Genomic DNA, 13,430 nt, shown 5'->3' on the forward strand with positions numbered 1-13,430 from the left:
AATTTTCTATTTTATATAGCAGGAATTTCCACTTCAATTGTCTAATGATATATAGGTTTGCAGAAATATTCGAAACAACTTTGGAGGTTTTTTCATGGTAAAATATATATCCATTTTAGGTTCCACAGGATCCATCGGCACATCTGCATTAGATGTTGTTTCAGCTCATCCTGAACATTTCAAAATCGTCGGTTTAACCGCAAATTATAACATTGATCTTCTTGAGCAACAAATCAAAACGTTTCAACCTCGTATTGTAAGCGTTGCGACAAAAGACTTAGCAGACACGCTTCGTACGCGTATTTCAGCAAATACAAAAATCACACACGGGACTGATGGCTTAATTGCAGTAGCTACTCACCCTGATTCAAATCTTGTATTAAGTTCTGTTGTCGGTGTTTCAGGATTACTCCCAACAATTGAAGCATTAAAAGCGAAGAAAGATATCGCCATCGCTAATAAAGAAACGTTAGTTGCAGCTGGACATATCGTAACTGAACTAGCGAAACAAAACGGATGTCGCTTAATTCCAGTAGATAGTGAGCATTCAGCTATTTTCCAATGTTTAAACGGAGAAAATAATAAAGAGATTGAGAAGTTAATTGTAACAGCTTCCGGTGGTGCTTTTCGTGATAAAACACGTGAAGAAATGCAAACATTACAAGCTAAGGACGCTTTAAAACATCCCAACTGGTTAATGGGCGCAAAACTAACGATTGATTCTACCACATTAATGAATAAAGGGTTCGAAGTAATGGAAGCGAGATGGCTATTTGATATTCCGTATGAAAAAATTGATGTAATGATTCATAAAGAAAGTATCATTCATTCTTTAGTAGAATTTATTGATGGATCAGTTATGGCACAGCTCGGTGCTCCTGATATGAGAATGCCTATTCAATATGCGTTTCACTATCCTACTCGGCTACCTTCTTCCTATGAAAAATTAAATTTATTAGAAATCAGTAGTTTACATTTTGAAAAACCAGATTTAGAGAAGTTCCCTTGTCTACAATACGCATATGAATGTGGCAAAATCGGTGGTACTACTCCCGCTGTATTAAATGCAGCAAATGAAATTGCGAATGCACGATTCTTAAAAAATGAAATTGTCTTTTTCGATATTGAAAAAACAATTTACAAAACAGTTGAAGCTCATCATAACATAAAAGACCCTTCACTAGATGCTATATTAGAAGCGGATCAATGGGCGCGCCAATATGCAAATGAATTATTAATAAAAAAGAGCTAAAACAGTTCCCACTGTTTTAGCTCTTTTTTCACGTATTCAACTTAACAAATCTATAACCGTGCGTAACTAACACTTTTAATATCGCATATCCTGGAATGGCTAAAATAATGCCCATAATCCCGAATAAGTTTCCGGCAGTTAAAATGATAAATATGATTGTAATTGGGTGAATATCTAGCTTTTTCCCCATTACTTGAGGAGAAATAAATTTACCTTCTGCTAATTGTACAACCATCATAACGATGATTACTTTTAACACCATTGCTGGCGAGTCGATAAATGCGATAATTAACGCTGGTGTAATAGCAATAATTGGTCCTACGTACGGAACGATATTTACAATCATCGCTAAAATCGCAAGTAGTACCGCATATTTAATACCGATAATAAGGTAACCGATTAATAGCATAATACCGATAAACAAGCTCACGATAATTTGACCTCTAATATACGAGCTAATCGCATAGTGCATATCATCTAGTATTCTCATTGCTGCTGGTTGTCTTTGTTCTGAAATGAATTTTAAGAAGTGATTCGGCAATTGTTCGCCATCTTTTAAAAGATAGAACAATATAAATGGAACCATTACAAATGTTAAAACAACCTCTGTAACAGTACTCAAGAATCCAGTTACATTCCCAGTTACTGATGATAATGACTTTGTAAAATCAACTGTATAGTCTTTTACCATATTCGCAACATTAATATTTAAATTCTCCTGAATTTTACCAAGTAAATTACTTTCCCCGAATCTACGCGCTGCTTGTTCAATCTCATGGCCAAAGTACGGTAAGTTATCAATTAATGCATCAATTTGATCTTTAATAATAGGGATAACCGTTACAACTAAAAACACAAATAATCCAATTACTATTAAGTATATTGAGGCTATCGATACGATTCTTGAAACACCTTTCTTTTCTAAAAGTGAAACGAATGGATGCAAAATATAGAATAGCACGCCCGCCAATAGTACTGGGAAGAAAATTGTTTTTAAAAATACGATAAACGGTGTAAAAACAAATGATATTTTTGTTAGTAATAAAATATTAATAAACAATAACGCAAATCCAAGCAATACCGCCAAATAATTTTGTTCTCTAAAAAACTTTCTTAACTTATCTCTTTTTCTTATATTTATTTTCTCCAATGAAACCACCTCTTCGAATGATGAAAAGCCCTTATTCAGGGCTCTTCATCATAATCTATATCTCTATTTCCTTACAGCTTTCACTACAAATGATACAATAAGAATTAACACGATTGCACCTAATAATGCTGGTACGACATGAATCCCACCAAATGATGGCCCAAAGGATCCAAATAATCTACCACCTAACGAAGCACCTAATAAACCTGCGATAATATTTCCGAACATACCACCCGGGAAATTTTTACCCGTTATAGAACTAGCAATTGCACCTATAATAGCACCAACTATTAATGTGATAATCCATCCCATTTTTAGTCCTCCATTTCTATTATAGTTTGTATGATTCAATACAAACATATGTATTTATCATTGCTAATCATATTTCACTATAGAAATATATTTACTACTATTTTACATATGGAGATACATATATTATATGCAAAAAAGAAAAATATTGTCAAACTCACCCATAAAGAAATTATATTAATATACCATATTCAAAGGAGGCATCATTATCTATGATTCTTAAGTTAAATTCCACTTCTTTTGAAGTAGCAACATCCATTTTACAAGTTCAAATTCCAGCCTATAAAGTTGAAGGGGACTACTTAAATAGTACTGCCATACCCCGTTTATATGATACTGTAAACGATATTCAAAGTTGCGTTGAAACATTCTATGGATATTTTTTTGAAAATAAACTTGTCGGCTTTATTTCTTTTGCACAAGAAGAAAAACTAATTGATATCCACAGGTTAGTTGTATCGCCCGATTTTTTACAAAAAGGAATTGCAACGAAACTCCTAATTTATATATTTAACATGTTCCCTTCTTCTATGACATACATTGTACAAACAGGTAAAGCGAATACCCCTGCTATCGCATTATATAAAAAACACGGCTTCCTTGAAGTAACATACACCGAACTACCTGATGGAATAGTACTTACACAATTAAAAAAACAGAAAAAATAAAATAATTTGACTAATCATTTTGTTTATGTTACCTTTTACCTTATAATACCTTTTGCTGAGTCCAAATTTTGGAGCGGGGGAACCAATTTTGTAGCTATGCTACTTGGGGCGAATCTTTTTTAAGTAGGGAAACTCTCACTTCCCGAGTCCGACAGCTAACCTCGTAAGCGTAATGGGAGAGGAAGGTGCTTTTTGCCTATGTTACACATCTTGCCTCCTTAATTATAAATATGGGATCGATATCAAATAGTCACCTATATTTATAGAAAAGGAGATATGTATTATGTTACGTTTATCTGATCACGCAATAAAAATGATGGAGCAAAGACTTCGACTCGAACAACATCGCACATATCAAGCAAATAAAATTGTAGATAACTTACATCATAAATACTTCTTTCAACATATTTTTCAGCCAAAAAGATAAAGCGAAACTTTAATCAGTGGGGGCATCCCCACTGATTATTAGTTAAACCAATCGGGCTTTTACGGTCCGTTGATCTACCACCTAACTTCTTTACTCTAGCTGAATTTTGTAGTGGGTGTCTTACTGCCCGTTAATGCAGGATAAAAAATTGTTCATTTAACATCAAAAACACAAGGTGTGTCTAAAAAGACATTCCTTGTGTTTTTATATTTCTTATAATATTCTCACTACATTTAAACTTGCCGTAATCGTACCTGCTATTGTAGTCACATGCCCAACACCGAGCGGGCCATTTTGTAATATAAACGTTGAATTTGCACTAGCTACATTTACAAGAAGCGTATTTGAAATAGATGGTTCCAATACTACAGTTGATGTCGTTACATTTTGTATAAAACTCCCTGTTACTTGTGTTCCATTTAATAGTAATCTTACAGATACTACTTCATTCCCACCAGTCGCGTCCCCTTGGAAATAGTAGCTTACTAAATATATTCCTGGCGTCGATACTGTGACAGTTGTAGCACTAGTTAAAGATACACCAGTTCCATATACAGTGGATCCCGAGTTAATAGGAATATTGGCATTTGCTGCAATTGTACTTGTTGATGTAGAAAAGAAATAGCCACCACCTGTCGATATAGCAGATGATCCTGTTGCTCCAGTTAAGCCGGTTGGACCAGTGGCACCGGTTGGGCCTGTTACTCCCGTTCCCCCTGTTGCTCCAGTTATTCCTTGTATGCCTTGGATTCCAGTCGGTCCAGTGGCACCAGTCACTCCCGTCTGGCCGGTTGCTCCCGTCGAACCTGTTATCCCTTGGGGTCCTTGGATTCCTTGAAGACCTTGGGGACCCGTTTCTCCAGTCGAGCCGGTTGCTCCCGTTGGACCCGTTATCCCTTGGGGTCCTTGGATTCCTTGAAGACCTTGGGGACCCGTTTCTCCAGTCGGGCCGGTTGCTCCCGTTGGACCCGTTATCCCTTGGGGTCCTTGAATTCCTTGAGGACCTTGGGGACCCGTTTCTCCAGTCGGACCGGTTGCTCCTGTTGGACCGGTTGGGCCCGCCTGGCCGGTTATTCCTTGTAGACCTTGAGGGCCGGTTGGACCAGTTGGGCCGATTGGACCTTGCACTCCTTGTATCCCCTGAATTCCTTGGGGACCAGTTGGACCAATTGGACCTTGGATTCCCTGAATTCCTTGAGGACCCGTTGCCCCTGTCGGACCGGTTGGACCTTGGGGACCTTGCACTCCTTGTATTCCTTGAGGACCGGTTGGGCCTATACTTCCTTGCGGTCCCTGGATACCTTGTATTCCTTGAGGACCGGTTGGGCCTGTTATGCCACTCGGACCTTGTACGCCTTGCACTCCTTGTGGGCCAGTTGGGCCACTCGGACCTTGTACGCCTTGTAGACCTTGTAAACCAGTTGGACCTGTCGCTCCCCTTACTCCTTGCTCACCTTGTATACCTTGAACCCCTTGTGGGCCGGTTGGACCGATTGGACCCTGTGCCCCTTGCACTCCTTGGGGACCTGTCGGACCGGTTGGGCCGATTGAGCCTTGTAATCCTTGTAGACCTTGCGGACCTGTCGGGCCGGTTACTCCTTGTATCCCTTGTGGACCTTGAATGCCTTGGTCACCCGTTGGACCTGTTGCCCCCATCGGCCCCTGCACCCCTTGCAAACCTGTTAAACCGGTTGCTCCTGTTGGACCCTGTATTCCTTGCACTCCTTGGATTCCTGTTGCTCCTGTTGCTCCGGTCGCCCCTGTTGCCCCTGTTGCTCCAGTCGGACCGGTTGGACCCCCTGGTGATCCTGCTGGACCGGTTGGACCTGTTGGGCCTCCCGGAGGACCCGTTGGACCGGTTGCTCCTGTTGGACCCGTTGCAGAACCAGTCGGACCGGTTACCCCAGTTGATCCGGTTAATCCAGTTGGACCTGGATCCCCTTGTAAACCAGTTGCCCCTGTCGGACCGATTACACCTTGCACTCCTTGGATTCCTTGAGAACCGGTTGGACCTACCTGCCCCATTTCTCCCTGGGGACCTTGTAAACCTTGAACACCAGTTTCCCCTTGTGGCCCCATTGGCCCCTGTTCCCCTTGGATTCCTTGAGAACCTGTTGGGCCTGTTGGACCAATTGGACCCTGTATTCCTTGTATTCCTGTTATACCTTGTAAACCACTACTTCCTAAATTACCTTGAACACCTTGTATACCAGTATTTCCAGTTGGACCTGTCGGACCATTGTCCCCTTGCACTCCTTGTATACCTTGTATTCCTGTTGGACCTGTCGGACCAACTTCTCCTTGCATTCCTTGTATTCCTTGTATTCCTGTTGAACCTGTTGGACCGATTGGACCAGGAATTCCTTGTATCCCTTGAATACCAGTTGGACCTGTCGGACCTCTTTCGCCTTGAATTCCTTGAACACCTTGTATTCCCTGTGGGCCTTGTTCTCCCATAGGTCCTTGACTACCTTGAGAGCCTTGTGGTCCAGTTAAACCTGTTGGACCTGTTGGACCATTTTCTCCCTGTACCCCTTGCACCCCTTGTATTCCTGTCGGACCTGTTGGACCGATTGGACCTTGTACGCCTTGTATTCCCTGCGGTCCAGTTGGTCCACCTAAAGCACCTGTTGGACCTGTTGGTCCAGTGGGCCCCGTAATACCTGGCGGCGGAAAAGGAATAGGTGCTTGAAACTTACTACACTTATCTTGATTCTTCACAAGCATCTCCTCCCATTTGTAACGCATCAAACTATTTGTAATATGTTTAAGCTAGCTGTTATTACTCCCGCTAATGTCGTTACATGCCCAATAGCTAATGGACCATTTTGTAATGACAAAGTGGAATTTGGAGAAGTAACTTCAATTACCATCGTATTTGAAATCGCTGGTTCTAATATAAAATTACCTTTTGTAACATAAAGAATAAAACTCCCTGCGACTTGCGTTCCGTTTAAAACAAGCCTTACCGAAATCGTTTCATTCCCCAAAATTGCATCCCCTTGAAAATAATAACTTATTAAATATATCCCTGGCGTACTTAACGTTATAGTTGTCGCATTTGTTAAACTAACTCCTGCTCCAAAAATTGTAGAACCAGAATTAATTGGTATTAGCGCATTCGCTGCAATTGTACTCGTTGCAGTGGAAAAGAAATAACCGCCCCCACTAGGTAAACCAGTCGCTCCAGTCGGACCGATTATTCCTTGCACTCCTTGAAGACCTTGTGCACCTTGTGCACCTGTCAATCCCGTAGTCCCTTGTATCCCTTGAACTCCTTGAGGACCTTGTGCTCCAGCTGCTCCTGTTTCCCCTTGAATTCCTTGTACTCCTTGTATACCTTGCGCTCCAGCTGGACCCGTTGCTCCTCGGATTCCTTGTTCACCTTGAACTCCTTCCGCTCCTGTAACACCAGCTGGACCGGCTATCCCTTGTATTCCCACCATTCCTTGTGCACCTGTTGGGCCTATTACACCTTGAATACCTTGAATACCTTTAGGGCCTTCTGCACCTGTTGGACCAGTTACTCCACGCGTACCTTGTATTCCTTGAGAACCTTCTGCACCCGGTGGACCCGTTATACCTGGGTTACCTTGAGGACCTTGTGCTCCTTGGACTCCAACTGCTCCAACTACACCTTGGGAACCTTGGGCTCCCCTTACACCTTGAGGACCTGTTGGACCTGTTATACCTTGCACTCCTTGCGCTCCAATTGGTCCTATCCCCCCGCTTACACCTGTTGAACCAGTCGCACCCGTTGGACCTGTTGGACCTCCTGGCGGGCCAGGTGGACTTGATGGACCAGTCACTCCACTAGATGGACCAATTGGACCGGTTGTTCCCGTCGGACCGCCCGGTGGTCCTTCTGAGCCTTGTGTACCAGTAGGACCAGTTGCTCCTGTTATCCCTCGTACTCCTTTTGCTCCTTGAAAACCTGTGGATCCACTTACTCCTTGTATTCCTTGAACACCTTGTGGACCTTGAGGGCCTGTTACACCGGTTATTCCCTTTATTCCGCTTATACCTTGAGGACCTTGTATTCCAGTAGAACCAGTTGGTCCTACTACACCTTGTGCCCCTTGATCACCTTGGTGTCCTTGTTCTCCAGTAATTCCTTGTATTCCTTGAGGGCCGTCTTCTCCTTGTATACCAATAGCCCCTTGCTCTCCTTGTATCCCTTGAACACCTTGAGGACCTTGGGGACCAGTTATCCCTGGGACTCCAGTTACCCCTCTCTCTCCTTGTATTCCTTGTGCCCCCGTTTGTCCTCGCTCACCTATTTCCCCTTGTATTCCTTGTGTGCCCTGTATTCCTTGACTACCAGCAGGACCCGTAGCTCCCTGTGTTCCTTCTAATCCTTGTACTCCAATATCACCAATTGGACCTTGGTTTCCAATTAATCCTTGAGCACCTTGGAGGCCAGTTGGACCAGTTATACCTTGCTCTCCGGTATCACCAACAGCTCCTTGTATTCCCTGTGCTCCTGTTGTCCCTCGCGAACCTTGTATTCCCCTGATACCTTGAGGACCTTGGGGACCAGTTGCACCTATAAGCGGAAGAGGCAGTGCCACTCCGAATTTTTTGCAATTTTTATGATGACGCACAACAATCCCCCTTCCCTAAAATCATTACACCTTTTATATGAAATGCATTTTTTTTTTAAAAGTACACCTCTGACCTTATTTTTTTAAAAATAAAGAAGCCTATCATTTCAACTATTTGAAACGATAGGCTTCTTTTTATAAAACAATTTATTTCCTCGCCTTAATAATAAAAGTAGTTGGCACCATCCTAGCTTTATATAAAGAATAATATTTCGTAGACGGCTCAGCTAGTTCTCCATCAAACGAGCTCGATGGTTCAGGCTCTTCTATTCTCTCAATTGTAAAGCCTGCTCTATTTAACTCATTTATATATGTACTTATTTTTCTCTTATATAATATCGCTTGTACATTTTCTCCTTTAAATGCTTCAAACGTAATGGACGTTTCCTCATGATAAGAAGACTTTATAGCAACTTCTTCTGTACCATACTGTAAGTTTGAATATACTGGGTGCTCCCAACTAAAAATAAAACTTCCTCCTGGCTTTAAATAGGAATAAATAAGCTTTACTGGTTTCCCTAAATTTGAAGTCCAACCTAATGCATAAATGGAATATACAATATCAAAATACCCTTTCGGAATATCTCCTTCTTCTTCCATTGCTCCGCATACTAACTTTGGATTCCAATCCTTTAACATCTTATTCGCTATTTCAATTTGTGTACTCGAAAGATCAAGCCCCCATAATTCCTCTGCCCCTTGTTCCGCCATATATTGCAACGAATGCCCACTTCCACAGCCAATATCAAGAACCTTTTTCTTTCTGATTGAATCGAACAAACGAATCTCATCTTCAGACGCTGTATACGGACCGTATCTAGGCAAACAATCAACTTGAAAGAAATAAGGTGCAACTGTATCCCAACACTTTTTATTTATAGCTAACATTTGTGTGCCTTCCATATCCTTTATTCCCCCATCGATTTTATTTCTCCTAATATAAATTACACACTATAATCTGATCTCCCTTTTCTTTTCGCCCGGTAGTTTTTCACTTTCGCAATCGTACCGCATGCTCTTCCTCCTTCTTCTCCAGCATACATACCGCACCATCTTTTACTTCCATTTCGCGAATAATCATAAAATACCCAGCGACAATCTGGACATGCTTTTAACCTTCCCCACACATTTTCTTGAATTGACATTAACACAATGCTTAACACTTTTGTATACACATTCTCTTCATATACTGGTTCATATGTAATACCTTTCATATCATCCTTTATATGTACATGAAATGGGTATTTCTCTAACCATTTTTGCAATGACCCTTCGCCTTCAATTGTCATCCGAATATCTTCTCGAAAACCTCTTAATTCCTCTATCGTATGAAATGGAAACTCTTCATCAAAATATTCTTTCATAAAGAGCTTTATATCTTCTTTTGTTTGCAGCAAATCAATTGGCTCTCTCGTATCGTTTGGTATTCTCCATGTATTTAAAAATTCCCGAATATATTCTAGTTCATTTGGAGCGTTTTGATTCAATTCGATCCACCTTCTTCTTAAAATTTACTTTTTTCTGACTTTATGTATAATTATAGTATAAAATAGTTAACCATCAAATAATTTTACTGGTTACATAATTAGGAGGATTTCTATGAAAAGTTTCTCAACACCGATACGTTTCATGCTTATTTCTTCATTTTTTATGTCTTTTGGGTATTTTGCAGTATACGCATTTTTAGCTATTTATCTATTAACCTTTCTTCATTTTTCTGCTGTCCAAGTAGGAACAGTGTTGACGGTTATGACAATTACATCACGAGTTATCCCATTATTCTCAGGGTTAATTGCTGACAAAATAGGCTATATCATTATGATGATAGCCGGTTTATTTTTGAGAGGAATCGGATTTATCGCTTTAGGAATATGCTCTGATTTCTATACAATTTCTATTTCTTCTGCACTTATTGGCTTCGGAACTGCATTTTACGAACCTGCCGCTCGCGCTATATTTGGCTCACAGCCAGCTCATTTGAGAAAAAATTTATTTACATATTTAAACCTTAGCTTTAATTGCGGTGCAATAATCGGACCAATTGCAGGAGGGTTCTTACTCTTACTCGATCCACTCTACGCTTTCTCTCTAACAGGATCTCTTATGCTGTTATTTGCTTTTATCTTTTACTTACTTAAAAATCACTTCCAAGTCACTACTGAAAACACGTCTATTACATTAGGCATACAAGCTATCTCACAAAACAAATCTTTCCTTTTGTTTTCATTTATTATGATTTCCTTCTATATTATGTTTACTCAACTTACTGTCGCACTTCCACTTCATATGAAAAATATTAGTAATAGCAATCAGCTTGCTACACTAGTTATTACGATAAATGCAATAACAGGCGTCATATTTATGGTGTTATTCCGAAAACTATTTCATAAATACAACACACTTTCGATTATTAAATACGGTGTTTTATTAATGAGTATTTCCTTTTTACTCATTCCTTTATTTCAACACCCATATTGGCTCTTTATTTGTGTAATTTTATTTACAATCGGTGAAACACTCGTATTACCTAACGCTGATATCGCTATTGCAAATTACAGTAATGAATCATATACAGCCACTTTCTTCGGATTTTATCAACTATCACTCGCATTTGGTTTTATCATTGGTAATTATACCGGTACATCTTTTACATCCAACTTAAGCGGAATGTATACACCATGGCTTATTTTTGGCGGAATAGGACTTATTGGTTTTATTTCACTACATATTTTAAATATTAAAAAAGAGAGCTCTAAAGAGGATATATACCTATGTAATGAGACGAAACCTCTTTAACACATTACAATTGAGATGGTACCTTTAGACAAGCAACCTATAATAAAAAAATTCGACCATCATACTTGACAGTCGAATCTTTTTATTTTTCATATTCAAGATGATTATGTCTTTTACAACCAAATAAATAGCAACCCCCTAAATGATAAGTTTCAAATTCTAACCCTGGAACATATCCAGATTTGATACATTCTATCATTGCTTTATAACAATTATTCTCTTCTGTATATTCCTCAATTAACTCTTTCTTATCTTTTGCTGTCCAGTTTTCTTCTACTTCTTCATTCTGAACATCTTCTATTTCTGATGTTTTCGCTTCGATAGATTCCTGTATAACTTCATTTATACGGGAGAAATTATTAGCTTTATATAGAGCATACACAAACCTACTAATCCAGTTAGGACTTTTCCAAACTTCTTTGTATCCCTTTTCGAACCATTCAATTGCTTCGTTATAGCAATTCAACTCAACATATAAATCTGCTACATGAATTTCTCCTAAAAAATCATCAGATTTCCTGTTAAAAGCATCTAACTGCTCTTTCGCTTCTGTCGTTCGCCCTAAATCAATTAAACATTTTACATAGCTATACATTATATAGTCCGAATCCCCTGCAACTCGCAAGAAAAATTCCGAAGCTTTTTCCAGCTCTCCAAGGTTATAATGCGCTACAGCTACATTGTGAAATGCTTCATCCGATGGTTGCATCGAAATAGATTTTTGCAATACTTCTTTCGCTTCTTCCCATTTTTCTTGTTTCGTGTAAATTTCCCCTAAGATGTTATAAGGAAAGTATGAGGAAGGATCTAACTTAACAACTTCTTTTATTAATTCCAGAGCTTTATCATCATTTTCTTCCTCATAAAAGTACATCCAAGCAAGATTATTGAGAGATTGTACACCTCTAGATTCATGTACTGCTTGTTGAAACAATTCCATCGCTTCCTCATATTTATTTTGTTCAAACATTTCAATTGCCCTCTCGTTAATGTTCAAGTAACTACCTCCGAAGTAAATGAATTCATCTATTCCCTATCATTATTGTAAAATGTAAAAATTATAATTTCTATAAAAAAATTTCTTTCTCTCGTCTACATTTCGATTGAAATAGAAGCTAAAACACACGAATTTACAACAATCAGTAAATTTTTAAATCTCCCTTAAATTGGATATACATCCTGTTTTAATTTACATATTATGGTACAATTAAAAGGGTACTAACTAAACATTTACGCTCCACACTAGTAATCTAGCAATACCAAAATCAAAATTCACATGGAATTGAGGGATGTTATGAAACAGAAATTAGCTGTTCTTCTATTCACTGGAATCATATTATCAGGATGTTCAACTATAGCAGAGAATTCTTTAGAAAGCGGGAAAGGCAGTATGGAATTATTAACACCAACGATCACAGCAAAAGATAATGAATTAGAAATTAAAACGAAAGGCATTGATGAAAATAAAGTAACTTTTATTTATGTTGCTAATAAAAAAGTGTTGGAACAAAAACTAAAAAATGGTGAATCCTACAAGCTTAACATTAAAGATATCGAACACGCTCATAGGACGGACTACAAACCAAAAGTTCAACTTTTGCAAACGAAAGATGATAATGATGATGGAGAAATGGTAACCTTTAAACAAGTTAGGTATACAGTTAAGAAAAACTAATTTTATAGTTATTTCATTATAAAGTGAAACTTTAATCGGTAGGGGTTTTGTTCATCCCCCACTGATTATTAGCCCTCACCAATCGAGCTTTTACGGACAGCCCGATCCCCACCTAACTTTTTTGCTTCCGCTGAATTTTGAGGTGGGGGTCTTACTGCCCGGCAAATAGCGGGATAAATGTAACGAACGAAAATATACTTTTAACAGTAGATAAATGTAGGGGGTGCTAACATGAAAAAACGATGGATTTCTTGGTGGATTGGTAACATATTTTGGATTATCGTTTTTGGAATATGGGCAGCTATTATTTGGCTACGAGATGTTGATGGGGGCCGGTGTTACTCAAACACCCGAAATTAAATCAATATCACTTATCGTTTTATTAATCACGTTTATCATACCGGTATTTTTTCAAATTATATGGCTAATCATTAATTTGAGAATGTGTAAAAAAAATAATTATACGATTTAGTTTTTTGAATTAATAGATGAATATTTTTCATAAAAAAGAGAGGAATCTACATCAAAATAGATTCCTCCCTTTTACAT

At 38.9% G+C, this 13,430-nt stretch carries 12 protein-coding genes, 1 pseudogene and 1 riboswitch; of the genes and pseudogenes, 6 read left to right on the plus strand and 7 right to left on the minus strand.

Annotated features, from left to right (window positions below; genetic code table 11):
• Positions 1-94 precede the first annotated feature (94 nt).
• The gene (locus MHI26_RS16945; protein WP_000241792.1) at positions 95-1,252 is read left to right on the plus strand and encodes a 1-deoxy-D-xylulose-5-phosphate reductoisomerase; all 1,158 of its coding nucleotides are present in this window, start codon (positions 95-97) and stop codon (positions 1,250-1,252) included.
• A gap of 28 nt (positions 1,253-1,280) precedes the next feature.
• Here MHI26_RS16945 and MHI26_RS16950 read toward each other — a convergent pair whose 3' ends face one another.
• Both MHI26_RS16950 and MHI26_RS16955 read right to left on the minus strand, forming a co-directional pair.
• On the minus strand, positions 1,281-2,402 hold the full coding sequence (locus MHI26_RS16950) for an AI-2E family transporter (protein WP_000411479.1): 1,122 nt from the start codon (positions 2,400-2,402) through the stop codon (positions 1,281-1,283).
• 63 nt (positions 2,403-2,465) lie between these two features.
• Positions 2,466-2,714 (minus strand): GlsB/YeaQ/YmgE family stress response membrane protein, encoded by a 249-nt coding sequence (locus MHI26_RS16955; RefSeq protein WP_000539734.1) that lies wholly within the window; start codon positions 2,712-2,714, stop codon positions 2,466-2,468.
• Positions 2,715-2,923: 209 nt separating this feature from the next.
• Here MHI26_RS16955 and MHI26_RS16960 point away from each other — a divergent pair, with 209 nt between their 5' ends.
• Both MHI26_RS16960 and MHI26_RS16965 read left to right on the plus strand, forming a co-directional pair.
• Complete coding sequence (locus tag MHI26_RS16960) at positions 2,924-3,379, plus strand: GNAT family N-acetyltransferase (RefSeq protein ID WP_061666609.1); 456 nt, start codon at positions 2,924-2,926, stop codon at positions 3,377-3,379.
• Between the two features lie 43 nt (positions 3,380-3,422).
• Positions 3,423-3,565: riboswitch (cyclic di-AMP (ydaO/yuaA leader) on the plus strand.
• Positions 3,566-3,662: 97 nt separating this feature from the next.
• On the plus strand, positions 3,663-3,806 hold the full coding sequence (locus MHI26_RS16965) for a hypothetical protein (RefSeq protein ID WP_000945244.1): 144 nt from the start codon (positions 3,663-3,665) through the stop codon (positions 3,804-3,806).
• 213 nt (positions 3,807-4,019) lie between these two features.
• Here MHI26_RS16965 and MHI26_RS16970 read toward each other — a convergent pair whose 3' ends face one another.
• From MHI26_RS16970 to MHI26_RS16985, 4 genes are all read right to left on the minus strand, one after another.
• Positions 4,020-6,533, minus strand: coding sequence for a BC_3345 family exosporium-associated protein (locus MHI26_RS16970; RefSeq protein ID WP_340808761.1), 2,514 nt, complete (start codon positions 6,531-6,533; stop codon positions 4,020-4,022).
• A 20-nt stretch (positions 6,534-6,553) separates the two neighbouring features.
• Positions 6,554-8,410: a BclA C-terminal domain-containing protein gene (locus MHI26_RS16975; RefSeq protein ID WP_061666611.1), complete on the minus strand. Its 1,857-nt coding sequence runs from the start codon at positions 8,408-8,410 to the stop codon at positions 6,554-6,556.
• 147 nt (positions 8,411-8,557) lie between these two features.
• A complete protein-coding gene (locus tag MHI26_RS16980; protein WP_061666612.1) occupies positions 8,558-9,313 on the minus strand; it encodes a class I SAM-dependent methyltransferase in 756 nt (251 codons plus the stop codon).
• Between the two features lie 41 nt (positions 9,314-9,354).
• Positions 9,355-9,897: a CGNR zinc finger domain-containing protein gene (locus MHI26_RS16985; RefSeq protein WP_001072945.1), complete on the minus strand. Its 543-nt coding sequence runs from the start codon at positions 9,895-9,897 to the stop codon at positions 9,355-9,357.
• 112 nt (positions 9,898-10,009) lie between these two features.
• On the opposite strand from MHI26_RS16985, the gene MHI26_RS16990 reads away from it, so the two are divergent.
• Complete coding sequence (locus MHI26_RS16990) at positions 10,010-11,206, plus strand: MDR family MFS transporter (RefSeq protein ID WP_061666613.1); 1,197 nt, start codon at positions 10,010-10,012, stop codon at positions 11,204-11,206.
• Positions 11,207-11,288: 82 nt separating this feature from the next.
• On the opposite strand, the gene MHI26_RS16995 is transcribed toward MHI26_RS16990, so the two are convergent.
• On the minus strand, positions 11,289-12,203 hold the full coding sequence (locus MHI26_RS16995; protein ID WP_061666614.1) for a tetratricopeptide repeat protein: 915 nt from the start codon (positions 12,201-12,203) through the stop codon (positions 11,289-11,291).
• Positions 12,204-12,482: 279 nt separating this feature from the next.
• Between MHI26_RS16995 and MHI26_RS17000 the strand changes: the two genes are divergently transcribed.
• Positions 12,483-12,881: a hypothetical protein gene (locus MHI26_RS17000; protein WP_086406947.1), complete on the plus strand. Its 399-nt coding sequence runs from the start codon at positions 12,483-12,485 to the stop codon at positions 12,879-12,881.
• A 231-nt stretch (positions 12,882-13,112) separates the two neighbouring features.
• Positions 13,113-13,353, plus strand: a pseudogene (locus tag MHI26_RS17005) (DUF3923 family protein).
• The last annotated feature ends 77 nt before the right edge of the window (positions 13,354-13,430 follow it).

The organism is Bacillus sp. FSL K6-1218 (genome assembly GCF_038006445.1).
GTDB lineage: Bacteria > Bacillota > Bacilli > Bacillales > Bacillaceae_G > Bacillus_A > Bacillus_A thuringiensis_S.